The sequence below is a fragment of the Erythrobacter sp. 3-20A1M genome (assembly GCF_018636735.1).
GTDB lineage: Bacteria > Pseudomonadota > Alphaproteobacteria > Sphingomonadales > Sphingomonadaceae > Alteriqipengyuania.
The window spans coordinates 1,789,132-1,812,713 of sequence record NZ_CP045200.1 but is presented as its reverse complement, the minus strand read 5'-3'; the positions used below and the strand labels follow the sequence as shown (position 1 = coordinate 1,812,713).

Annotated in this window: 20 protein-coding genes and 1 tRNA gene; 9 read left to right on the top strand and 12 right to left on the bottom strand. The window is 66.8% G+C overall.

Going from position 1 to position 23,582, the window contains the following annotated elements; genetic code table 11:
- Positions 1-20 precede the first annotated feature (20 nt).
- Together F7D01_RS08945 and F7D01_RS08940 are read right to left on the bottom strand one after the other, a co-directional pair.
- Complete coding sequence (locus tag F7D01_RS08945) at positions 21-1,430, bottom strand: mechanosensitive ion channel family protein (protein ID WP_215227266.1); 1,410 nt, start codon at positions 1,428-1,430, stop codon at positions 21-23.
- Positions 1,431-1,468: 38 nt separating this feature from the next.
- Positions 1,469-1,849, bottom strand: coding sequence for a hypothetical protein (locus F7D01_RS08940; RefSeq protein ID WP_215227265.1), 381 nt, complete (start codon positions 1,847-1,849; stop codon positions 1,469-1,471).
- 151 nt (positions 1,850-2,000) lie between these two features.
- On the opposite strand from F7D01_RS08940, the gene lptB reads away from it, so the two are divergent.
- The 3 genes from lptB to ctrA all read left to right on the top strand — a co-directional run bounded on the left by lptB (position 2,001) and on the right by ctrA (position 5,225).
- Positions 2,001-2,798: an LPS export ABC transporter ATP-binding protein gene (gene lptB / locus F7D01_RS08935; protein WP_215227264.1), complete on the top strand. Its 798-nt coding sequence runs from the start codon at positions 2,001-2,003 to the stop codon at positions 2,796-2,798.
- A gap of 106 nt (positions 2,799-2,904) precedes the next feature.
- A complete protein-coding gene (gene rpoN, locus F7D01_RS08930; protein ID WP_215227263.1) occupies positions 2,905-4,365 on the top strand; it encodes an RNA polymerase factor sigma-54 in 1,461 nt (486 codons plus the stop codon).
- Between the two features lie 164 nt (positions 4,366-4,529).
- Positions 4,530-5,225 carry a response regulator transcription factor CtrA gene (gene ctrA / locus F7D01_RS08925; protein WP_215227262.1) on the top strand — a complete coding sequence of 232 codons (696 nt, stop codon included), beginning with the start codon at positions 4,530-4,532 and terminating at the stop codon, positions 5,223-5,225.
- Positions 5,226-5,310: 85 nt separating this feature from the next.
- Here the strand turns inward: ctrA and dut are convergent, their stop codons facing one another.
- Together dut and coaBC are read right to left on the bottom strand one after the other, a co-directional pair.
- Entirely contained in the window at positions 5,311-5,769 is a 459-nt protein-coding gene (dut, locus tag F7D01_RS08920; RefSeq protein WP_215227261.1) for a dUTP diphosphatase, read from the bottom strand.
- Positions 5,766-7,016 carry a bifunctional phosphopantothenoylcysteine decarboxylase/phosphopantothenate--cysteine ligase CoaBC gene (gene coaBC, locus F7D01_RS08915; protein ID WP_215227260.1) on the bottom strand — a complete coding sequence of 417 codons (1,251 nt, stop codon included), beginning with the start codon at positions 7,014-7,016 and terminating at the stop codon, positions 5,766-5,768. The genes dut and coaBC overlap by 4 nt, the downstream gene beginning before the upstream one ends.
- A gap of 89 nt (positions 7,017-7,105) precedes the next feature.
- Here coaBC and F7D01_RS08910 point away from each other — a divergent pair, with 89 nt between their 5' ends.
- A complete protein-coding gene (locus F7D01_RS08910) occupies positions 7,106-7,522 on the top strand; it encodes a DUF4345 family protein (RefSeq protein WP_215227259.1) in 417 nt (138 codons plus the stop codon).
- Here the strand turns inward: F7D01_RS08910 and ubiB are convergent.
- From ubiB to ftsE, 7 genes are all read right to left on the bottom strand, one after another.
- A complete protein-coding gene (gene ubiB, locus F7D01_RS08905; RefSeq protein ID WP_215227258.1) occupies positions 7,519-9,084 on the bottom strand; it encodes a 2-polyprenylphenol 6-hydroxylase in 1,566 nt (521 codons plus the stop codon). The genes F7D01_RS08910 and ubiB overlap by 4 nt on opposite strands.
- Positions 9,085-9,194: 110 nt before the next feature.
- Positions 9,195-9,926 carry a class I SAM-dependent methyltransferase gene (locus tag F7D01_RS08900; protein ID WP_215227257.1) on the bottom strand — a complete coding sequence of 244 codons (732 nt, stop codon included), beginning with the start codon at positions 9,924-9,926 and terminating at the stop codon, positions 9,195-9,197.
- A 58-nt stretch (positions 9,927-9,984) separates the two neighbouring features.
- On the bottom strand, positions 9,985-10,710 hold the full coding sequence (locus F7D01_RS08895; protein ID WP_251566664.1) for a 1-acyl-sn-glycerol-3-phosphate acyltransferase: 726 nt from the start codon (positions 10,708-10,710) through the stop codon (positions 9,985-9,987).
- Complete coding sequence (locus F7D01_RS15550) at positions 10,668-10,955, bottom strand: YdcF family protein (protein ID WP_371819571.1); 288 nt, start codon at positions 10,953-10,955, stop codon at positions 10,668-10,670. The genes F7D01_RS08895 and F7D01_RS15550 overlap by 43 nt, the downstream gene beginning before the upstream one ends.
- Entirely contained in the window at positions 10,946-11,200 is a 255-nt protein-coding gene (locus F7D01_RS15545) for a hypothetical protein (protein ID WP_371819570.1), read from the bottom strand. Before F7D01_RS15545 ends, F7D01_RS15550 begins: the two co-directional genes overlap by 10 nt.
- Positions 11,197-12,147: an ABC transporter permease gene (locus tag F7D01_RS08885; RefSeq protein WP_251566662.1), complete on the bottom strand. Its 951-nt coding sequence runs from the start codon at positions 12,145-12,147 to the stop codon at positions 11,197-11,199. Before F7D01_RS08885 ends, F7D01_RS15545 begins: the two co-directional genes overlap by 4 nt.
- Positions 12,132-12,896 carry a cell division ATP-binding protein FtsE gene (gene ftsE, locus F7D01_RS08880; protein ID WP_215227256.1) on the bottom strand — a complete coding sequence of 255 codons (765 nt, stop codon included), beginning with the start codon at positions 12,894-12,896 and terminating at the stop codon, positions 12,132-12,134. Before ftsE ends, F7D01_RS08885 begins: the two co-directional genes overlap by 16 nt.
- Positions 12,897-13,037: 141 nt before the next feature.
- Here ftsE and F7D01_RS08875 point away from each other — a divergent pair, with 141 nt between their 5' ends.
- The 3 genes from F7D01_RS08875 (at position 13,038) to F7D01_RS08865 (ending at position 15,658) form a co-directional block, all read left to right on the top strand.
- The gene (locus tag F7D01_RS08875) at positions 13,038-13,889 is read left to right on the top strand and encodes a zinc-ribbon domain-containing protein (protein WP_215227255.1); all 852 of its coding nucleotides are present in this window, start codon (positions 13,038-13,040) and stop codon (positions 13,887-13,889) included.
- 109 nt (positions 13,890-13,998) lie between these two features.
- Positions 13,999-14,085 (top strand) — tRNA-Leu (locus F7D01_RS08870).
- Positions 14,086-14,290: 205 nt separating this feature from the next.
- A complete protein-coding gene (locus F7D01_RS08865; protein WP_215227254.1) occupies positions 14,291-15,658 on the top strand; it encodes a dicarboxylate/amino acid:cation symporter in 1,368 nt (455 codons plus the stop codon).
- Positions 15,659-15,679: 21 nt separating this feature from the next.
- Here F7D01_RS08865 and F7D01_RS08860 read toward each other — a convergent pair whose 3' ends face one another.
- On the bottom strand, positions 15,680-16,687 hold the full coding sequence (locus tag F7D01_RS08860) for a YihY/virulence factor BrkB family protein (protein ID WP_215227253.1): 1,008 nt from the start codon (positions 16,685-16,687) through the stop codon (positions 15,680-15,682).
- Positions 16,688-16,848: 161 nt separating this feature from the next.
- On the opposite strand from F7D01_RS08860, the gene F7D01_RS08855 reads away from it, so the two are divergent.
- Both F7D01_RS08855 and F7D01_RS08850 read left to right on the top strand, forming a co-directional pair.
- Positions 16,849-19,164 carry an autotransporter assembly complex family protein gene (locus F7D01_RS08855; protein WP_251566660.1) on the top strand — a complete coding sequence of 772 codons (2,316 nt, stop codon included), beginning with the start codon at positions 16,849-16,851 and terminating at the stop codon, positions 19,162-19,164.
- Positions 19,164-23,411 carry a translocation/assembly module TamB domain-containing protein gene (locus F7D01_RS08850; RefSeq protein ID WP_215227251.1) on the top strand — a complete coding sequence of 1,416 codons (4,248 nt, stop codon included), beginning with the start codon at positions 19,164-19,166 and terminating at the stop codon, positions 23,409-23,411. The genes F7D01_RS08855 and F7D01_RS08850 overlap by 1 nt, the downstream gene beginning before the upstream one ends.
- Positions 23,412-23,582: the final 171 nt, after the last annotated feature.

Sequence of the window (23,582 nt, the reverse complement as noted above, 5' to 3'; positions counted from 1 at the left end):
GCCGCCGCGCGACGCGGGCGTTACTCGATCGGCCTGCCGCTATCGAGCAGGTCCTTGTCCTTCGTTTCCGCGCGCCGCTCCGCCGCCACCATGCCCGCGATCTCGTCGGCGGGCCTCACATCCTCGTCCGGATGCGCTGACGGCGCGGGTTTCGGCGCCGGTGATGTCGTTGGCGACGCCGCAGCCGTGGACGTAGCTTCTGCCACCTCGGTTTCCAGCGGCAGCTTGGCCGAGCGCGGATCGAAGCGCAGGCGATAGATCGGCTCCGGCAGGCCGAACCCGGCCGCCTCCAGCGCGTCCTTGACCGCAGGGATGGCGTTCGACCGCGCCTTGAAGAAATCCGCCTCGGTCTGGTCGATCCAGGCGAGGAAGCGGATCACGATGTTCGAATCGCCGACCTCCTCTATCCGCGCCTCCGGAGCCGGGTCGGCCAGCACGAAGGGCAGGCCCGCCAGCGTGTCGCGCCCCAGCCGCCGGGCGGCGCGCGGATCGTCGTCCGCATCCACCCCCAGCGCGAAGTCGAAGCGCCGCTGCGGATTGCGCGTGTAATTGACGATCACCGCCTTGAAGACGGTGGAATTGGGAATGCGCAAATGGTTGCCGTCCAGCGTCATCAGCACGGTCGCGCGACTGGTCAGCCGGATGACGCGCCCTTCCAGATCGTCGATCAGGACGTGATCGTTGGCGCGGAACGGCTGGCGCACGCTGAGCATGATCGAGGCGACGTAGTTCTCGATCAGGTCGCGCATCGCAAAGCCCAGCGCGATGCCGATGACGCCCGCGCCGCCCAGCACCGCGCCGAGCAGTGCGCCTGCACCGACCATGTCCAGCGCCACCACGATGCCGAGCAGGACGAAGACGAAACGCACCGCGCTGCCGATCAGTTCGGCGAGGAAGCCGTTTGGCGCGATCCGGTGCCAGAGCCGCCCGAACCCGCCGAGCAGATAGCCCACCATCGCGATCAGCAGGGCCACGGCCAGCGCGAGACCGATCAGCGGGAGCATGTTCACCAGGCCGCGCAGCTTGCCCGACAGCGCGCCGATAGCGTTCAGCCCCTCCCCCAGCGAAGCGTCGCGGGTGAGACCGTTCTCCACCGTGACCACGCCTTCGACCCGGCTGGCGATCGCCTCCGCCCGTTCGATATCGGCAGCATCGGCGACGCTACCGCTCAGCGTGACGACCCCGTCGCTGACCCGTAGCTGCACATTGGTGTAGGCCGGCAGTTCCCCGAAGATACCGCGCAGCCGCTGCGCGATCCGCGTATCGGTATTCGGATCGGTGGATGTATCGATCGCGGGCGCGGCAACCGTGGGGGTCGGCGACGCACTCGCGGTCGGCAATTGCGCGCTGGCAATGCCCGGCAGGGTCACGACCGCGACCAGCGCGGCCAGTGCCGAGAGAAATGTCTTCAGGATAGACCGCGATCCCATCACCCGGTTCAAGCGGCGAACCGGCGTGGAGTTCCGCCTCAAAACAGCGTGTAGGCCAGCTTGAAGGCGAAAGTGATGACGAATGGCAGTCCGATCGCGATCACCCACAAGGTGATGGCATCGCGCACGAACGGTCCCTTCATCGCCGGGTCGGTGGCGGCGGCATCGTCCAGCTTCGCCCAGCGCCGCTCGAACGCGCGACAGGCCGGGATGATGCCCGCGACCAGGATGACCAGCGCCAGATAGGGCAGCATCGACGGCAGCCCCTCGGCCATCGCCTGCACCGTCACGAAAATCTGCAGGCCGGTATAGACCAGCAGCGCGCTGGCGACGTGATCGCTCATCTTCCTGCGCCAGTCGCGTTTCGCCGGAATGGCGGCCTCGTGCCGATTGGCGATCCTGTGCGCTTGTTGATCCATCACGCTCTTCTCCCACCTTCTCTTGGCAAGGTTTATTCCAGAGAGTCCGGTTCGACGCAAGTTTGCGACTATCGTGCGTTGCATGCACGGACCCTGCCAAATCGATCGATCGGGGGTTCAAACCGCGCGATCGGATGCTAGAGGTTGACCCATGAGCGCACAGGATGCCGAATACGACACGCCCGCCGCCGAGGAAGTCGAGCGCAGCGCGGCCCCGCCGATCCCGCAGGGCGGGCTCGAAGTCGTGTCCATCGCCAAGAGCTACGACAAGCGGGCGGTCCTCACCGATATCTCGCTGTCCGTCGGCAAGGGCGAGGTGCTCGGCCTGCTCGGCCCCAACGGCGCGGGCAAGACGACCTGCTTCTATTCCATCATGGGACTGGTGAAGCCCGATTCGGGCCGCATCCTGATGGATGGGGAGGATGTGACCAAGCTGCCGATGTATCGCCGCGCGATTCTGGGCCTGGGCTATCTGCCGCAGGAAACCAGCATCTTCCGCGGGATGACGGTGGAGCAGAACATCAACTGCGTGCTCGAAATGGTCGAGCCCGATGCCGATACGCGCGCCGCCGAGCTCGACCGTCTGCTCGACGAATTCGGCCTGACCCGGCTCAGGACCAGCCCGGCCATGGCGCTGTCGGGCGGCGAGCGGCGCCGGTGCGAAATCGCCCGCGCGCTGGCGGCGAAGCCATCCATCATGCTGCTCGACGAACCCTTCGCCGGAATCGATCCGCTGTCGATCAGCGACATCCGCGACCTGGTAAAGGATCTGAAGACGCGCGGCATCGGCGTGCTGATCACCGACCACAACGTGCGCGAGACGCTGGAAATCGTGGACCGCGCCTGCATCATCTATGGCGGCCAGGTGCTGTTCGCCGGCACGCCCGAGGAACTGGTCGCCGACGCCAATGTCCGCCGGCTCTATCTGGGCGAGGGGTTCACGTTGTGATTATCCGGCCTCTTGCGAAACTATCGCGAGGGGCAAGGGTTGGCGGCCGGACCCGGCACCAGCCCGCTCCGAGGCGACAGCTCCGCTGGAGCCGGGTCACGCACTGATGGCACTCGCGCCCCGCCTCGACCTGCGCCAGTCGCAATCGCTGGTGATGACGCCGCAGCTGCAGCAGGCGATCAAGCTGCTGGCGCTCTCCAATCTCGAGATCGAGACCTTCATCGGCGAGGCGCTGGAGGCCAATCCGCTGCTGGAAGCGGGCGAGGTCCGGCGCGAGGATGGCGGGGACGAGCTCGGCGAAGCGCAGGCCCCGTCCGAATACGAGGCCGACAGCGCAGGTGGCGACGAAGCGCTCGACATCGATCCCGGCGCGCTCGACCGCGATCGGGACACCGGCGACGGCGACTGGGGCACGGCGCTGTCCGCTCCCGGGGGTGCCGCGGACGACCTGCCGGGGATCGAGGAAAGACACGCCAGCGGCGAAACGCTGGCCGAACATCTCGATGCGCAAGTCGGCGCGGTGGCGGGCGATGTGCGCGAGGAATTCCTCGCGCGCCACATCATCGGCCTGCTCGACGAGGCGGGCTATCTGCGCAGCGATCTGGCCGAGGTCGCGCGCGATCTGGGCGTGCCGCTGGCCGAGGCGGAACGCGCGCTCGAAGTGGTGCAGGCGCTGGAGCCGACCGGGGTCGGCGCGCGCAATCTGGGCGAATGCCTCGCCCTGCAGGCGAAGGAGGCGGACCGCTACGATCCGTGTATGGCGCGGCTGATCGACAATCTCGAGCTCGTCGCGCGCGGCGAGGTTTCGCGGCTCAAGCGCATGTGCGACGTCGACGACGAGGATTTCGCCGACATGCTGGCGGAGCTGCGCGCCTACGATCCGCGGCCCGGCCTCGCCTTCGGCGCGGCGGAGGCGGGCGCGGTGGTGCCCGACATCCTCCTGACCCGGGATCGCGCGGGAAGCTGGAAGATCGCGCTCAATCCCGCCAGCCTCCCGCGCGTCGTGGTGAACCGCGAATATGTGGTCGAGCTGCGCGAGGACTGCCGCGACAAGGCGAGCCGCGGCTGGTTGCGCGAAAAGCTGGCCGATGCGCGCTGGCTGGTGAAGGCGCTCGACCAGCGCCAGCGGACCATCCTGGCGGTGGCGGCGCAGATCGTAGAACAGCAGGCCGGTTTCTTCGCCAAGGGGGTCAGCCAGCTGAAGCCGCTGACCCTGCGCCGGGTGGCGGAAGAGATCGAGATGCACGAAAGCACCGTCAGCCGCGTCACAAGCAACAAGTACCTGCACTGCGAGCGCGGGACGTTCGAGCTCAAATATTTCTTCACCAGCGGCGTCGGCAGCGCCGATGGCGACGGGGCGAGCGCGGAATCGGTAAAGGCCCGCATCCGCGCGCTGACCGATGCCGAGGATCCGAAGAAAATCCTGTCCGACGACAAGCTGGTCGACCTGCTGAAAGCGGAAGGGTTCGACATCGCCCGCCGCACGGTCGCGAAATATCGCGAGGCCGCGGGCATCGGATCCAGCGTGGAACGCCGACGCGCGAAAAAGCTGCGCGCGGCCGGATAATCGCCCCGCCTGCGCCGTGTGGCATTAAAGACTCATGAAAAAGCCTTAACGTGTTAAACCGCTTGTTAACCTTTTTCGGTGAGAAACGGGGTGGTTAATAGATAGCAACCGTAGCTGCGATACGGTTACCCGAGCATATCAGGGGCTAACGAAGGGGAGCGCCCATGCGCGTATTGCTGATCGAGGACGAGCCGACGACCGCCAAGGCGATCGAGCTCATGCTGACGACCGAGGGATTCAACGTCTATTCGACCGATCTGGGCGAGGAAGGCCTCGATCTGGGCAAGCTGTACGATTACGACATCATCCTGCTCGACCTGAACCTGCCCGACATGCACGGTTACGATGTGCTGAAGAAGCTGCGCGTCGCCAAGGTGCAGACGCCGGTGCTGATCCTGTCCGGCATCGCCGAAATGGACAGCAAGGTCCGCAGCTTCGGCTTCGGTGCCGACGATTACGTAACCAAGCCGTTCCACCGTGACGAGCTGGTCGCCCGCATCCACGCCGTGGTCCGCCGCAGCAAGGGCCACAGCCAGTCGGTCATCCGCACCGGCAAGCTGGCGGTCAACCTCGATGCCAAGACCGTCGAGGTCGATGGCGCGCGGGTTCACCTGACCGGCAAGGAATACGCGATGCTGGAGCTGCTCAGCTTGCGCAAGGGCACCACGCTGACCAAGGAAATGTTCCTCAACCACCTTTATGGCGGGATGGACGAACCCGAGCTCAAGATCATCGACGTCTTCATCTGCAAGCTGCGCAAGAAGCTCAGCCATGCATGCGGTGGCGAGAACTACATCGAGACCGTCTGGGGCCGCGGCTACGTGCTGCGCGACCCGATGGAAGAGGCCGAAGCGGCCTGATCACCTCTTAAGTGCCCGTCTCTCCTGTTGGGCCAAAGGCGGCCCGCCATCCCCACCGGGTGGCGGGCCGTTTTCTTTCGCGCGCTCAGGACAGCGAGGCGTGGCCCCCGGTGGAGCCGAACCCGTCGCTGCCGCGAGCGGTCGCATCCAGATCGTCGGCTTCCTGCCATACCGCCCGCGTCACGGGGGCGAGCACCAGCTGCGCCACCCGGTCGCCGCGTTCGATGGCGAACGATTCGGTCCCGTGGTTGATCAGGATCGCCTTCACCTCGCCGCGATAGTCGCTGTCGATCGTGCCGGGCGCGTTCGGCACGGTGATCCCGTGGCGCAGCGCCAGGCCGGAGCGCGGGCGCACCTGCACCTCGTACCCAGGCGGAATGGCGATGGCGAAGCCGGTCGCGACCGCGTGGCGCGCGCCGGGCGGAATGATCACGTCCTCCGCGCTGACCACGTCCATGCCGGCCGCACCGTCGGTCGCATAGGCGGGCAGCGGCAGACCTTCTCCGTGCGGCAGCCGCTTCAGCTTCACCGGGACCTCGCTCATTCGCTTTCCTCCAGCGCGGCCGCGATCCGCTGGACAAGCGCGCGGGCGATATCGCCCTTCGCCGCGCGCGGCAGCTCCTCCACCCCATGTTCCGACACGATGTGGACCGCGTTCTCTTCGCCGCCCATGACATCGCCGGAAACGTCGTTGGCGACGATCCAGTCGGCCCCCTTCCGCTCCCGCTTGGCGATGGCATTGGCGAGCACGTCGTCGGTTTCCGCAGCGAAGCCTATCAGCAGGCCGGGCCGCTGCGAGGACTTGGCGAGGCCGGCAAGAATATCCGGGTTTTCCGCCAGTTCGAGCGGGGGCGGCGCCCCGCCCTGTTTCTTGAGCTTGCGCGGATGGCTGTCCGCCGCGCGCCAGTCCGCCACCGCGGCCACCATCACGGCGACATCGGCGGGGAGCGCATCCTCCACCGCCGCCGCCATCTCGCGCGCGCTTTCGACATCGACCCTATCGACGCCGGGCGGCGTATCGAGCGCGACCGGCCCGGCGACCAGCGTCACCCGCGCACCGGCGGCGGCGGCGGCGGCAGCGATCGCGAAGCCCTGCCGCCCGCTGGACCGGTTGGCGATATAGCGCACCGGATCGATCGGCTCGTGCGTGGGACCGGCGGTGACGAGGACGTGGCGACCGTAAAGCGGGCGGTGCCGATCATCGGAAAAGTCCGGCTGTCCCGCCAGTGGATCGGCCCCGCCCAGCGCGCTCTCGATCGCGGACCAGATCGCGTCGGGTTCGGGCAGGCGCCCCGGCCCGAATTCCCCACAGGCCATCGCCCCCTCGTCGGGATCGAGCACGGTGACGCCGCGCTGGCGCAGCGTGGCGACATTCGCCTGCGTCGCGGCGTGGCCCCACATGCGCACGTTCATCGCCGGGGCGGCCAGCACGCGCGTATCCGTCGCGAGCAGCAGCGTGGTGGCGAGATCGTCCGCGATGCCCGCCGTCATCTTCGCCAGCAGATCGGCGGTGGCGGGACAGACGACCACCAGATCGGCCTCGCGGCTGAGCTGGATATGGCCCATTTCGACTTCGTTCTTGAGGTCCCACAGCGTCGTGTGGACGGCGTTCTCGCTCAGCGCGGCGAGCGTCATCGGGGTGACGAAATGGCTGCCCCCCTCGGTCAGCACGCAGGTGACCGTGCCGCCCCGCTTGCGGATCAGGCGCACCAGCTCGCACGCCTTGTAGGCCGCGATGCCGCCGCCCACGATCAGCAGGATATGCGGTCCGTCGGGGGAATGGGTTGCCACGCGCCTGCCTCGCCTCTTGCCTCGTGCCCCGCCTAGCGAGCGGGCGCGCGATAGGCTAGTGCTTCACGCCAGGAGGCATCGTTTCGCCCATGCGCAATCTTCTTCGCATCCTGCTGGGTTTGGCAGGCCTGTTCTTCACCTATCTCGGCCTTGCCTTCCTGTTCGCACCCGAACAGCAGGGCGCATCGCTGGGGCTGGCGGCGGCGGGTTCGCTCGGACGTTCGACATTGCGGGCCGACATGACCGCGTTCTTCGTGCTGGCGGGCGGGGGATTCCTCTACGCCGCGATCCGTCAGCGGGCGCTCGCGCTCGCAGTGCCCATGGCGCTGTTCGGGATCGCGTTCTTCGGGCGGCTGGTCGGCATCCTGGCGGACGGCGCGACCCACGACGTGTTGTTACCGCTGACGGTGGAGGCGCTGATGGTCGCGCTGGGTGCGTTCGGTGCAGCGTGGCTCGCGCGCAAACCGGTAAAGCCGGAAGCAGTCGAGCCGGTCGAGCCGCTCTAGCCTACCCAGCCCAGCGCCATCGCGCCGATCGCGGCCCCGCCGCCGACCAGCGCGGCGAGCAGATAGCCGGGCCAGCGGGCGAGCAGACCGCCCTTGCGGCGGCGGCGTTCCCAGATCAGTTCGACATCGGCCAGCGGCGGCGGCTCGGGCGCGGCCCCCTTCGCCGGGAAGGCGGCATCGATCCGGCGCACCAGATCGGGCAGGCGCAGCAGCGTCTTCGCATCCTCACGCAACCGGTCGGCCAGCGCCGCCTCGGGCCCCAGCTCGTCGCGGATCCAGCCGCGTACGAAGGGGGCGGACACGTCCCACATGTTGATCTCGGGATCGAGCTGGGTCGCGATCCCTTCGACCATCACCATGGTCTTCTGCAGCAGCAGCAGATGCGGCTGGGTCTGCATGTCGAAATCGCGCGTGATCGCGAACAGGCCGTCGAGCATCTGGCCGACTGACAAATCCTTCACCGGCTTGCCCCGCATCGGCTCGCCCACGGCGCGCAGCGCGGTCGCGAATTCGTCCACCGAGTGATAGCTCGGCACGTATTGCGCCTCGAAATGGATTTCCGCCACGCGGCGATAATCGCCCGTCGTCAGGCCGTAGAGGATTTCCGCCAGCCATTGCCGCGCACGCCGGTCGATCCGGCCCATGATACCGAAATCGATCGCCACGATGGTGCCGTCGGGTTCGACGAACAGGTTGCCCTGATGCATGTCGGCGTGGAAGAAACCCGCGCTGATCGCCTGCGTCAGGAACGCGATCACCAGCCGCTCGGCCAGCGCGGGCAGATCGTGCCCGGCGGCGATCAGGTCGTCGCGGCGGCTGATCTTGATGCCGTCGATCCAGTCGATCGTCATCACCCGGCCATTGGTGCGGTCCCAGTCGATCGCGGGGATGCGATACCCCTCGAACCCCTTCATCGCCTCGGCCAGTTCGCTGGCGGAGGCGGCTTCGCGCCTGAGATCGAGCTCGCGTTGGGTCCAGCGCTTGAAATTGGCGATCACCAGCCGCGGGCGCAGCCGCGACGCCTCGCCGCCCATTGCCTCGACATGCGCGGCGGCCCATTCGTAGGTCGCGAGATCGCGCTTGAAATGCTCGCGGATATGGGGCCGCAGCACCTTGATCGCGACTTCCCGGCCATCGGTCGTCACTGCGCGGTGAACCTGCGCGATCGAGGCGGCGCCGACCGGGTCGGGATCGATCCGCGCGAACAGCGTGTCGAGCGGCTGGGCGAAGGTCGCCGCGATGTCGGGCTCGATCTGCGAAAAGGGCACCGGCGGCAGATCGTCCTGCAGCGCCAGCAGATTGTGTGCCGCGTCCTCGCCTACGAGATCGGGCCGCGTCGCCAGCGTCTGTCCCAGCTTGATCGCCGCCGGGCCGATGGCGCGGAAGGCCCCGGCATAGTCGGGCACCGCAGGCTGGCGCGTGCCGAAGCGGGCGAGCCGGACCAGCCGCTGGACCGGCGCGGGCGTATGCGGATCGCGCTCGATCCCGCGCAGCGCGCCATACCGCGCCAGCGTGCGGCCCCATTTCAGGAGCCGCCAGATATGTGTCGCGGGGCGGGTCATGGTTTTTGAAGGCCCCTCAAGCGCCGGGCGCTCACATCCGTTCGCTTGGCTCTCGCCCTACCGGGCGGCGCGCAGTCGCGCTTTGGGTCGCTGCCGCTCCCGTTCATTGTTCAAATCTTCCAGCCCGAATGGATCGCGACCAAGCCACCCATGATCGGCTCCACCTTCGTCTGGGCGAAGCCGGCCTCGCGGATCATCCCCTCGAATTGGGGCATGGGTGGGAAACGGCGGATCGATTCGACGAGATAGCGATAGCTTGCTTCGTCCTTCGCGATCATTTCTCCCAACTTCGGCACCAGATGTTCGGAGTATGCGTCGTACACGTCTTTGAAGCCGGGCCACTCTACCGTACTGAATTCAAGGCAGAAAAACCGCCCGCCGAACTTCAGCACGCGCCGCGCCTCGCGCAGCGCCCGGGGGATGTCGGTGACGTTCCGGATGCCGAAGGCGATGGTGTAGGCGTCGAACACACCGCCCGGATAGCTCAGTTCCTCGGCGTTCTGGCACGACCAGGAAAGCCCGGTGATCCCACGCTCCATCGCGCGCTCGATACCGACGTCGAGCATGTCCTGGTTGATGTCGGCGACCGTCACCTCGGCCCCGCGCGCCGCCATGCGGAATGCGATGTCGCCGGTACCGCCCGCCATGTCGAGCACCGCCTCGCCCGGCTGCGGTTTCACCCGGCGCACGAAGCGATCCTTCCACAATCGGTGCATGCCGCCCGACATCGCATCGTTCATGATGTCGTAGCTGGCCGCAACATTGGAGAAGACTGCGCCCACGCGCCGCGTCTTCTCGTCCGGGGCCACGTCCTCGTAGCCGAAGGAGACCGTTTCGCTCATGGTCGCGAGCCTTAGGTGCAAACGGGCGCAGCGTCCATCGGCATGGGCACGCGTTTTCTCACCCGTTGAGCGCGTTGATCGCCTCCTGCACGCGCGCCTCGATCTCGGCCCGGGACAGGCCCGGCTCGATCGGCGCGCCGAAGCGATAGGTGATCTGGCCGCTACGCTTGATCTTGCGGTGATAGAGCGGGCCGCTGTTCACCGCGACCGGCACCACCGGCAGTCCGATCATCTTGTAGATTCCCGCAAAGCCCGACTGGATCGTGCCGCGTTGGCCATGGGGAACCCGCGTGCCTTCGGGAAAGATGATCAGCGGCCGCCCCTCCGCCGCGCGGTCGCGCGCCTGGCGGATCATGCGGCGCAGCGTCGCGGCCCCCTGGGTCCGCGCGACCGGCACCAATCCATAGGCGGACGCCGCCTTGCCCCAGCCCGGGATGGCGAACAGCTCCTCCTTGGCGAAGGGCACGGGAAGGTCGAACACCATCGGCGCATCGATCGCTTCGAAGAAGCTTTCGTGCCGGATCGCGTAGAGCGCCGGTTCGACCAGCGGCGCACCCTCGGACACGACCTCGATCCCGAGCAAGATGCGCGCGCAGCGGCGATGGAACCGGCTCCAGCCGCGAACCGCCTTCTGGAATAATTTGTCACGGCCAAGCGAGGCCAGGAGCACGGCGGTCAGCACATAGACCACGCTGCCGCCGTAGAAGACGAGGTAGAAGGCCAGGCTGCGAAGGACGGGGATCATGCGCCCGGCAGCCAGTGCGAGACCGTGCTGGCCAGCCATTTGTTGTATTCGATCATCAGGATCGCGAAGGACGGTTCGGTCGCGACCGCATCCTCCACGATCTCGACATTGGTCGGCAGGCGATAGCGCAACTCGCCCGCGGCCCGGCGCATGTGCCAGTCGGAGGTCACGATGCGCAGGCTGCGGATCTTGTTGTCCTCCACCCAGCGGAGCGTTTCCGCCGCGTTGCTGCGGGTATCGACCGCATCGAAGCCCAGCGTGACGCAGCATTCCATCACGTCCATCGGCACGCCGAACCGGTCGCAAACTCCTTCGGCTTCACGTTCGGATCGACCCCGGTGACCAGCATCAGGCGCGCCCGGTCGGAGCGGACGATTTCGAGTCCGCGCCCGATCCGGCCCGCCGCCCCCGTCGGCACGATCACCGCGTCTGTCCGCTCGTCGCCCGCCGGGCGCGGCAGCGTGGTGGCGAACACGAGGAAGCCGAGCGCCCACAGCATGGCGATGGCGGCGAGGATACGACGGATCACAGAAGAGCCTTCAATGCGGCGGTGACGGTCCAGCGCGCGGTAAGCATCGCCAGCCCGATCATTGCAAGGGGAACGAGAGCAAGCAGCAGCCAGTCGAACCAGCGCAGGACGCCGCCTCCGACCAGCCCACTGCCGAGCCCGGCGAACTGGCTGCCGAGCGTCAGGACGATGATGAGGCCGACGAGGAACCCTATGGCGCCTCCGACGGCGGCGTCGAGCCGTACCGAGCGCTGGAACACCCGGGCGATCTGCGTATCGGTGCCGCCCAGCAGATGCACCACCTCGATGGTGGAGCGGTTGCCTCCCAGCGCGCTGCGGGCGGCAAGGAACACCGCCGCCGCGCTGGTCGCGCCCAGCAATGCGATCAGGGCGATCGCCAACCAGCGCAGCGATGCGATGGTATCGACGACCGGTTCCAGCCAGCGCGATGCGGCGTCGATCCGCGCGTCGGGAGCGACGGCGGCCAGTTCCACGCGCAGGCGTCGCAGCCGCTCGCGCGTGGCGGCCCCGCGCAGTGTCACGTCGATCAGGGCCGGGATGGGCACCGATTCGCTGTCCGCGCCGTCCTCGCCCAGCCAGGGGGCCAGCAAACGCTCGACTTCCTGTGCGGGCACGACATGCACCGTGGCGACCTCCGCGCTTCGCGTCAGCGCGTCGCGCGCCGCAACGGCTTGCCGTTCGCGCTGGCCCCTATCTGCCTGCACGATCTGCACCGTCGCGCCCCCCGCGAGATCGCCGCCGACGCGGCCCGCCAGATGCGACAGGGCAAGCGCCGCAGCGGCCGCGACCACCGTCAGCGCGACCATGATGGCGATGACCCATGGAACGGGTCCGGCCAGACGTGTCCGGGGCAGCAACTGCGCCGCCCGCGCGCCGCGAAACCGGGCAAGCCCGGTCACCTTGCGCGTATCGCCGGCCGGGGGCGCTTCCCTCACAGGGTATGCCACGCTTCGGCCTCCGCCTCGCGCTGCCGCCCGGCGCGCGGGGGATAGCGCAGGGCCCCCGTGGGGTCCGACAGCCGCCCGCCGTCGAGCCGCATGATCATCGCCTCCGGCATGCGGGGAAGCAATTGCAGATCGTGCGTCGCCACCACGACCGTCGTCCCCAACCGGTTGAGCGATCCGAACAGGCGCAGCAATCGCTCCGACATTTCCGGATCGACATTGCCGGTCGGCTCGTCCGCGACCAGCAGGTCGGGCCGGCCGATCACCGCCCGCGCGATCGCCACCCGCTGCTGCTCCCCGCCCGAAAGCGTTTCCGGCCGTGCGTCCCCGCGATGGCCCAGCCCGACCCATTCGAGCATGTCGGCGACGGGCTGCGCCAGTTCCTCTTCGGGCACACCCGCGATGCGCAGCGGCAGGGCGATATTGTCGAAGGTGGACATGTGCGGCACCAGGCGAAAGTCCTGGAACACGACGCCCAGCCGCCGGCGGAAACCGGGAAGCCGACTGCGCGGCAGGGTAATCACGTCGCTGTCGAACATGCGGATCGCCCCGCGCGAGGGACGCTGTGCGAGATAGAGCAGCTTGAGGAGCGAGGTCTTCCCCGCTCCGCTAGCCCCGGTGAGGAAATAGAAATTGCCCGGCCACAGCGCGAAGGAGATGTCGCTCAGCACTTCGGGGTCGGTGCCGTAACGCAGACCGACATTGTCGAAAGCCACGACCGCGCGCTCCGAACCGGTGCTGTCCTGCGCCACCCGCTTTATTGCCCTGCCCGATACGCCATCGCGCGAGGGGCTATAGCGACCCTTCCATGTGGAAAAAAGGCGCGATGCGACGCGCGCGCGGCCCCCGCGACTTGCCAGCGATTCGCAGCCGGGCCTACACACCGGCTCACCATGATCATTTCATGCCCCGCCTGTTCGACCCGCTACGCGGTACCCGATACCGCCATCGGGACGGACGGCCGCACGGTGCGCTGCGCCAAATGCCGGCACAGCTGGTTCCAGGACGGCGAACCGTTACCTTCGCGACCGGTCGAGCCCGCCGCCTCCGAGGCGCCAAGCGTCGCTCCGCCGCAACCCGAGCCGGTGCCCTCGCCCGAAACTCCGCCACCACCGAGCCCGGTGGAAGAGGATGCAGTGCCGCAGGATCGGGATTCCGGCGCGCCCGCGACCTCTCGCGATCCGGACTCGCCCGTGCGCAGCGCGGCACCTGACGCTGCTTTCGGAGAGGATGATTTCGACCGAAAGGATTTCGGTCGCGAAGATTTCTCCGGGGACGAACCCTCGCCTTACGATTACGCCCCGCCGTTCCGCCCGCGCCGCAATCCGCTGAAGATCTGGACCATGGCCGCCGCGGCGTTCGCCGTGGTTGCGCTGTGCGGGATCGCCGCGATCAGCTATTGGGGCGTGCCGGACTGGATGCCGGTCAGTCGCCCGACCTTCGGTGTCGACCAGCCCGATCTCGTGCTCGATTTCCCGCCCGGCAAACAGGACCGTGGCACGCTGCCCGATGGCAGCGAATATTTCGGCGTCACCGGCTCCATCAGCAATGTCGGACGCGAGACGCGAACCGTGCCGCCGGTGCTGATCGTCCTGTACGACGAGCGCAATCGCAAGGTGTTCAGCTGGGAGATCCCTCCCACCCGGCGGAGCCTGAAGCCGGGTGAGCGCATCTCCGTGAACGAGGCGATCCGCGACGTGCCGAAATCGGCCAAGTTCGCGGAAATCGGCTGGAGCCCGTCCTGAGCGCTCCCCTCGCCCGCCGCCCGCGCTAAACCGGCTTGCGGCCCGTCCACCGCGCTGCTAGGGGCGCGCTCCTACCGGCGGGGGCCGACGCCCCCGATGCGGACTGTGTGCGGTCGTGGCGGAACTGGTAGACGCGCAACGTTGAGGTCGTTGTGGGCGAAAGCCCGTGGAAGTTCGAGTCTTCTCGACCGCACCAGATATTCTTCGCAAGCTTTCTGGACACGCGACCGGCGCGAGAGTTCGTAAGCCATCCTGCCAGCGGGGATCGCCCCTCCGAGAGGGCAAGCTTGCGGATTTCCCCGAGAACAAGCGGCGAAATTTCCTTTCGACATTCCATCGTCAGCATCTAATCCGGGGCCAGCCTCGGAACGAGACTGCAAGTTTTTGATGGGAGAGACGGGATGCGATCCCCAGTGCCGGGCACCGCCCCGACCTCGCAGCGCAAGCCGTGGTATCGGCAACTCTATCTTCAGGTCGTCGCCGCGATCGTGGTGGGCGCTTTGCTGGGGCATTTTCTTCCCGATGTCGGCACCCAGCTGAAGCCGCTCGGCGATGCCTTCATCGCGCTGGTCAAGATGATCATCGCCCCGGTCATCTTCATCACGGTCGCGACCGGGATCGCGGGCATGAAGGACATGTCGCGCGTGGGCGGCGTCGCGACCAAAGCTCTGGTCTATTTCCTCGCCGTCTCGACACTGGCGCTGATCGTCGGACTTGTAGTCGCAAACCTCGTACATCCCGGCACTGGCCTTGGCATTGATCCCGCTTCGCTGGATGCGGAGTCGGTGGCGCAATATGCCGAAACCGCGCACGAGCAGACGCTCGCGGGCTTCCTGCTGGCGATCATTCCGGAAACGCTTATCTCCGCCCTCACCAGCGGCAGCATCCTACAGGCGCTGCTGGTCGCGATCCTCGTCGGCTCGGCGATCTCGCTCACCCGCCCACATAGCGACCTGCTGCTCGATACGCTCGTCTCTGCCGGCGAGGTGGTGTTCAAGCTCGTCCACATGCTGATGAAACTGGCACCGATCGGGGCCTTCGGCGCGATCGCGTTCACCATCGGCAGTTTCGGGATCGGCACGCTGGCCCAGCTCGCCGGGCTTGTCGCCACGTTCTACCTCACCTCGCTGCTATTCGTAATCGTGGTGATGGGCGCGATCGCGTGGGCAGCGGGTTTCTCGATCTTCGCGCTGATCCGCTATCTGCGCGAGGAGCTGCTGCTGGTGCTGGGCACCTCGTCTTCCGAAGCGGCGCTTCCCAGTCTGCTGGAGAAGCTCGAGATTGCGGGGTGCCGCCGCAACGTCGTCGGGCTCGTGGTGCCGACAGGCTATTCGTTCAACCTCGACGGCACCAACATCTACATGACGCTGGCCGCGCTGTTCATCGCGCAGGCGCTGGGCATAGATCTCTCGCTTGGCGAACAGCTCTCGCTGGTCCTCGTCGCGATGGTGAGTTCCAAGGGGGCGGCGGGCGTGACCGGTGCCGGGTTCGTGATCCTGGCGGCGACCCTGTCGGTCGTGCCGTCGGTGCCGGTCGCGGGGATGGCGCTGATCCTGGGTGTCGACCGCTTCATGAGCGAGTGCCGCGCGCTCACCAATTTCATCGGCAACGCGGTGGCGACCATCGTGGTCGCGAAGTGGGAGAAGGCGTTGGACAAGGACCGCCTCGCCGCCGCCATGGCAGGCACACCGCTGCCTTTGCCGGAGCGCGACAGCGAGCGCCACGAACGCCATTTGCCTGCGAATGGAGCCGAGGAGGACACGACCTGATCGACGGTAGAGCGAGCCTAGTCAGTTCCCTTCGCTTCTCGGGCCTTCTCTCTTTCCGATTTTTCGCAGCTCGCGTCGCGCCGCGCGACGGCGGCTCTTCTCGAACCACTGCTCTAGCGACAGATCGCCCTCGACCAGGTCGGCCAGCACGGCACCGCGCTCTCCGGCCGGAAGAGGCGTGCCGGTGGTCGTGTCGACGGTGGTCTGGCGCTCTATCTCGGCGTTGATCAGCGCGCCCGCCAGCACGGCATAGGCGCTGAGGAACAGCCACATCAGGAATACAACGATGGCTGACAGCGAACCGTAGGTCGCGTTGTAGTCGCTGATATACGCCACATAGAGAGAGAAGCCGAAGCTGATGAGGATCCATAGCAGGGTGGCCAGGAATGCGCCCGGTGCGAGCCAGCGCCAGCGAGCGGGGCTGCGATCCGGCCCGTAGCGCATGATGAGCGCGAACCCCGCGCTGCCGAGGAGGAAGGAGAACGCCCATGCGGCCACCTTCAGCACGAGGTCCAGACCCGCACCGATCAGGTTTCCGGCCTGCGTCTGCAACCACGCGAAGGCGCCTGCGCTGACGATGCCGGTCAGCGCGACGAGGATTGCCGCCAGCGTCAGCGCCGCCGCGCGCAAGGTCAACGGCACGATGCCGCGCGTCTCGTGCTCCTCGTTGATGATGTTGAGCGCCCCGATCAAACCGCTCGCCGCCCGCATCCCGCCGTAAATCGCGAAGAACAGCGCCACGATCAGGGCGAGGCCCGTCACCCCGGAATTCGCCGAGACGACCGATACCAGCTGGTCTTCCAGCAGCGTCCGGGCGTCGGTCGGCAATACGCCGGTGAACGCGCCCATCTGGCGCTGGACCATGCCGACATTGCCCACCAGCCCGTAGATCATCACGGTCGCCGCGATGAGCGGGGTAATGGCGAGGAAGGTAAAGAAAGCGACCCCGGCCCCCAGCAGGGAGAGATTGTGAAATCCCCACATGGTATAGGCGCGCTTCAGTATCTTTTTCCATGCCTTCCACGGCATCGCTAGCGGCGAAGTAGCAGTTGCGCCGGGTGCATTTATCGGCGAATGTCCAGCGTTACCGGTTTGCGCCGCAGACTCAGCGTCTTGGCGGGAGGCAGGTTGGGGTCGTACTTCCGTATTCAAGGGAAGCTCCTTTTTCTGGAAGGTGCATGCGCAGGTCGATGGTAAAGTTAATGCCCTGGGGCGACCTTGGTGCCCTGCTCCCTCATGGATTCAGCGTGGCGAGCGTGCTGGCATTGGCCCTGTCTGCGCAGGCGCTGGCAGCGCAAGACGCCGCTGCCGACAATCTGGCCGGGCAGGACCCTGTCATAGACGAGGTTCCCGCCCCACCCCCGGGTGTCGAGTTGCCCGCTGTCGAGCCGGTGATTTCCAACGAGGAATTCCAGAAAGAGATACCCGAGCTCGATCCGGCGGACGACGCCGAACTCGATGCGCCGCTCGAATCGATCGACGAATTCGAGCGTCGGGTCGCGGCCGAGCAGGCCGATGCAGCTCCCACCGAAGGGCAAGAGGCTCCCTTGGGCGATCCCGCATTGGCGGATCAGGACACGACCGAGGAAATCGGCGACGCGCCGATCCGCGATGCCGAACTGGCCGCGCCCCTGCCTCCGCTGGGCGAGTTCGATGTCCAGCCGGTCCAGATCGCCGAGGACGAAACCGACCAGGAAGTCACCGAGGTGGCTTATTCGGTGCAGGTCAACGGGCTGGAGCAGGCCGACGAGGAAGCCGACACCGATCTGGCGGGCATGTTCAATGACCTGTCCGCGCTACGCGACGCCGACGGTAAGGCTGCCAATGTCGCGCAGGTTTCCGCCCGCTTGACCGAAGACAGTGCTTTGCTCAAACGCATCCTGGCCTCCGAAGGCTGGTACGAAGCGTCGGTGAATACCCGGGTGGATCGGTCCGAGGAGGTGAACGGGCAGCCGCTGACCGCGGTGCTCGACGTCGTGCCGGGCACGCGTTTCACCTTCGCGAAGATCAATCTCGACGCCCCGCCGGTAGAGCCATCCGACCTGCTGGAGAAGAATTTCGCGATTCAAGCGGGCGAACCGATCGTCGCCGAGCGCGTTCAGGGTGCCGAGGCAAAGCTCGCTGTCACCCTGCCGGAGAACGGCTATCCCTTCGCCGAGATCGGGCAGCGCGACATCCTGCTCGATCAGGATACGGGCGATGGCATCTATACCCTCCCGATCGATACCGGACCGCGATCGCGTTTCGGCGGGATCGAAACCACCGGCGACCTGGCCTTCGATGCCGACCATGTCGAAGTGCTGTCACGCTTCGAACGCGGCGAGCTCTACGACAGCCGCGATGTCGACGATCTGCGCCAGGCGCTAGTCGCGACCGGCCTGTTCAACACCGTATCGGTCACGCCCGAGCGCAGCGGCGAGGATGCGGGTGACGGAACCGAATATGCCACCATCCTGGTGGAGCAGGAGGCAGGGCCGCCACGCACCATCGCCGGCAGCGCAGGCTACGGGACCGGTCAGGGCTTCCGGCTGGAGGGCAGCTGGACCCATCGCAACCTGTTCCCGCCAGAGGGCGCACTCATCGGCTCCGCCGTGGCTGGGACAAGGGAGCAGAGCGTTACGGGAACCTTCCGCCGGTCCAACGCGGGGAAGCGCGACCGCACCTTCCAGGTAACAGCGCAGGCGCTGCATAGCGATTACGACGCCTACGAGGCTTTCACGGGTCAGCTCTCCGCTCTGATCAGCTACGATTCGACGCCGATCTGGCAAAAGCCGTTCACCTATGCCTACGGCGTCCGGCTGATAGGCACGAACGAGCAGGACTACGACCCCGCGACCGCCGACCTGCGCCGGCGCACGTTCTTCATCGGCGGGTTGACCGGCCAGGTCGGGATCGATCGCACCGACAGCCTGCTGAACGCGACGAAGGGCTTCCGCACCACCTTGCTGGTCGAGCCGGAGGGTTCGCTGCAGGGCGGGTTCACCCCCTATGTCCGCGCGCTGTTCGACGCATCGGCCTATATCAGCCCGACCGACTCGATCGTGCTGGCGGGCCGGGTACGGTTCGGCACGATCCAGGGGATCGACCGGTTCGACCTCGCCCCGTCGCGGCGTTTCTACGCCGGTGGCGGCGGATCGGTGCGCGGCTTCGGCTATCAGGAACTGGGACCCAAGGCGCAGGTGCCCAATCCCGATTTCGATCCCACCGATCCGGACGAGGAGGATTCGCCCTTCCTGATCCGGCCGATCGGCGGGCGCAGCGTGAACGAGGCAGCGGCCGAGGTGCGCTACCGCTTCGGCGATTTCGGCGTGGTCGGCTTCGTCGATGCGGGGCAGGTCTATGAACAGAGCTTGCCCCAGCTCTCCGACATTCGTTTCGGCGTGGGACTCGGCGCGCGCTACTACACCAATTTCGGGCCGTTCCGGTTCGACATCGCGACGCCGATCAACCGCCAGCCGGGCGAGAGCAAGATCAGCGTCTATGTCTCCATCGGGCAGGCGTTCTGATGGCCGAGATCGAAGATCAGGAGCCGGTCGCGCAGCCCGAAGAGCACAGCGAAGGCGAGCGCCATCGTGGGTCGACCCTGCGCAAGATTGCGAAATGGGCGGCGATCGTCCTTGCCGTGCTGGTGCTGCTGGTTGGCGCCGCACTCGTGTTCCTCGACACCGCACCCGGGCATCGCTTCATCGCCGGTCAGGTGGAGGGGCTAGAGTTCAAGAACGGGATGAAGATCGGCATCGGCGAGATCGAGGGATCGATCTATGGCGAAATGACGGTCCGGAATCTTTCGATCCGCGATCCTAAGGGCGAGTTCCTGTCTTCGCCGCAGGTAAATCTCGACTGGCGACCCTTTGCCTTCGCGCGAAGCCATGTCGATATTCGGTCGCTAACCGCCGGTCTGGTGACGCTGAAGCGCCTGCCCGAGTTCAACCCGACCCCGCCTTCGGACGAGCCGCTGCTCCCCGACCTCGATATCGACATAAACCAGCTCAGGATCGACCGCTTCGTTGCCGAAGCTCCGGTCAGCGGGGAGAGGCGGGTCGCGAGCATCGCCGGAAACGCGCACATTGCCGATGGCCGTGCGCAGGTCGCCCTGAACGGCGCGACGATCGCCGGACAGGGAAGCGCGGGCGGCGACCGCATTGCGCTGAAACTCGATGCGGTGCCGGAAGACAACAGGCTCGCTCTCGATCTCGATCTGAATGCGCCCGGCGACGGCGTCATCGCGGCGCTGGCCGGGCTGACCGATCCGCTGCGCGTACGGATCAACGGGTCGGGCGACTGGAAGCAGTGGAACGGGCGGCTCGACGCCAACCTGGCGGGCAGCGAGTTCGCGCGGCTCCAATTGCTTGCTCGCGACGGCACCTTCGGCCTTCGCGGTCCGACGCGGATCGCGCGGCTGTTCGAAGGGCCCACCGCGACGCTGCTGGGGCCGGTGCTGAATGTCGATCTGACCGCTGCACTGAACGAGCGGCGCGCGAACTTGCGTGGCGGCGTATCCAGCGACGCCTTCCGGCTCGACACGCAAGGGACCGTCGATCTGGGCGAGAGCGCGTTCGACGGTCTGAAGCTGCAATTCACCTTGCTCGAACCGTCGGCAATCGCGCCGAACCTGTCCGGGCGCGGGTTGCAAGCGCGGCTGGCGCTCGACGGCGCGTTTACCACGCCTTCGGTGGATTACGTGATCAACGCCGCGCAAGTGTCGATGAATGACATGGGGCTGGTCGACCTGACCGCCAGCGGCAGCGCCACGGTCAATTCCGACCGCATCCTGATCCCCGTTTCCGCGCGTGTGGGCCGTATCACCGGTCTCGACACCGTGGCTGGCGGGACTTTGGCCAATGTCCGGCTCAACGGTGATGTGGCGATAGACGGCACGCGAATCCTGTCGGACAACATGCGCATCCGCTCGGACCGGATTGATGCCAAGGTCATCCTCCTCGCCGATACCGCGACGGGGCTCTACACCGGGGCGATCGACGGCCGGATCGACAATTATCGCGTCGAGAGCGTGGGCATCTTCAACATCGAGACCGACGTCGACCTGGAAACCGCCGCGAATGGCGGCTGGGCGCTGGCTGGGCGCGTTCGCGTGCGCTCCACCAGCCTGTTCAACGAAAGCGTGCGCAATTTCCTCGGCGGAAATGCGGTCGCCGCGACCAATATCCGCTACGGAACCGATGGGACGGTGCGGTTCACCGGGCTGACCCTGTCCGCCCCGGCCGCGCGGATCACCGGGGGGAGCGGCTCCTATTCCCCCGATGGACGCATCGTGCTGAACGCCGACGGGTTCACGGACGCCTATGGAAGAGTGGGCGTGCGCGTGGCCGGTACGATCAGCGATCCGCAAGCGACCATCACCGCAGAGCGGCCGGGCTTGGGTATCGGGATCGCCAATCTGCGCGCCAGAATCACGGGCGCGCGTAACGGGTATCGTCTCGCTGCGACGGCCGATACCAATTACGGCCCGCTGACCGCCGACGTCGTGCTCGGGACCGGTCGGCAGCTGACGGTCGACATCAACAGCGCCAATCTGGCCGGAATCGATTTCGTCGGCTCGCTGCGCCAGACGCCGGCTGGGCCGTTTGCCGGGCAATTGACAGCCGAGGGGCAGGGTCTGGGCGGCGTCGTCCGGCTGGGTGCGCAGGGGAAGTATCAAGAGGCCCTGGTCAATCTGCGGGCGAAGAATACGGTCCTGCCCGGCCCGGCCCAGCTTTCGATCGGATCGGCGATCGTCGACGCGCGGGTCGTGCTCTACGATACGCCATATGTCGTCGCCGATGCGCAACTGGCGCAGACCACGCTGGGGAGCCTGAACCTCACCGCCGCGCGCGCGCAGGTCGATTATCGTGGCGGTCGCGGCACTGCGAAGGTGCTAGCCGAAGGTGTCAGCGGCGTACCCTTCCGGATCGCCGCAAACGCCGAACTGACGCCGAAACTGTGGCGCGCCGCGCTGAACGGGCGCGCGCGCGGGATCGATTTCCGCACGACCTCTCCGGCCCGGATCATACCGCGCGGCGGCAGCTACGAACTGCTGCCCACCCGGATCGATTTCGGCCAGGGCAATATCCGCCTTGCCGGAACCTACGGCAACGGGATCAAGCTGCAGAGCCGCCTCGACCGGCTCGACCTGTCGCTGGTCAATGCATTCGTCCCGGGCCTGGGTGTTTCGGGGAAGGCGACGGGCAGCCTCGATTTCGCGCAGGCGAGTTCCACCGCATTCCCGCGTGCGGATGCCCGCCTTTCGATCAACGGTTTCACGCGCACGACCGCCGCATCGGTCAGCCAGCCGATCGACATCAACTTCGTCGGGAAGCTGCTGGCCGATGGCGGGGAGGCCCGGGCGGTGATGCGCCGCGGCGGCACCGTGATCGGCCGCCTGGTCACTTCGCTGCGTCCGCTATCCGCCGGTTCGGGAAGCTGGGTCACCCGCGTACTCGAAGCGCCGCTTTCGGGCGGCATCCGTTACAACGGCCCGGCCGATACGCTGTTCTCCTTCGCCGGTCAGGCGGACCAGCGGCTGTCCGGCCCGATCGGGGTCGCCGCCGACTTCTCCGGCCGTGTCAGCCAGCCGCAGCTGTCGGGCATCATTCGCGCGAACAGCCTTACTTACGAGAATCAGACTTACGGCACGCGGCTGTCGAACATGGCCATTCAAGGCCGCTTCTCTGGCGACCGGCTCGAACTGCAGCAGCTCAGGGCGACCGCAGGGGATGGGACGGTAGAGGCGCAAGGCTCTGTCAGTCTGGCATCGAACAGCGGTTATCCAATGGACGTACGGGTAACGCTCGACGATGCAAGGCTGGCGCGCAGCGACGCCCTCTCGGCTACGGCAACCGGCAATTTGCGCCTCCAGAAGACGGCCGGGCAAACCGCCCTGATCTCCGGCCAGATTCGCTTGCCCGAAACCCGCTATCAGATCATCCGGCAGGGCGCGGCGGAAGTGCCCGAGCTGAGCGGCGTGCGGTTCAAGCCGCCGAAGGGTCCCAAGCGGATCACCGGCGACGAGCCGGCCACGCCGTCCGCCGGGCTGTTCGACCAGTTGCGGCTCGATATCGCACTGACCGCGCCCGAACGGCTCTACGTGTCCGGGATGGGGCTTGAAAGCGAGTGGGAAGCCGATCTCAAGCTTGGGGGGACCAGCACTGCGCCGCGCCTGTCGGGTAGCGTCAATCTGGTGCGCGGTACGCTGGGCTTTGCCAACCGCTCGTTCGAGCTGACCGAAGGCCGGGTGCGCTTTACCGGCGGCACCACCATCGATCCCGTCATCGCCCTGACTGCGAGCGACGATATCGAGGATGTGACGGTCAACGTGAACGTGTCCGGCCGAGCCATGAACCCGCAGATCGCGTTCTCAAGCACCCCCGGCCTGCCACAGGACGAGATCCTCTCGCGCATCCTCTTCGGCAGTTCGATCGGCAATCTGTCGACCATCCAGGCCGTGCAGCTCGCCGCTTCGCTGAATTCCTTGCGGGGTTCGGGCGGAGGGCTCAATCCGCTAGGCAAGCTGCGCTCAGCCACGGGCGTCGACCGGTTGCGGATCCTGGGAGGCGACGAAACGCAGGGGCGCGGCACCGCGATCGCAGCCGGCAAATATATCACCGACGACATCTACGTCGAATTCATCACCGATGCGCGCGGCTTCACCGCCACCCAGCTCGAAATCAGCCTGACTCCGGCGCTGTCGATCCTGAGTCAGGCGGGCGGTTCGGGCAGCACGAACGTCAATGTGCGCTATCGGAAGAACTACTGATGCGACGCCTCGCCCTACTTCTGCCTGTGGCATGTGTCGTCTTGTCAGCGTGCCATTCGGAGCCGACCTTCGAGGAACGCTACGAGACGGCGGAAAAGAACATCCGCAGCACCGCCGGGGCGATCGATGCCGAACTGGCTCCCACCGAGCCTTCGCCGACGGAGGGACACT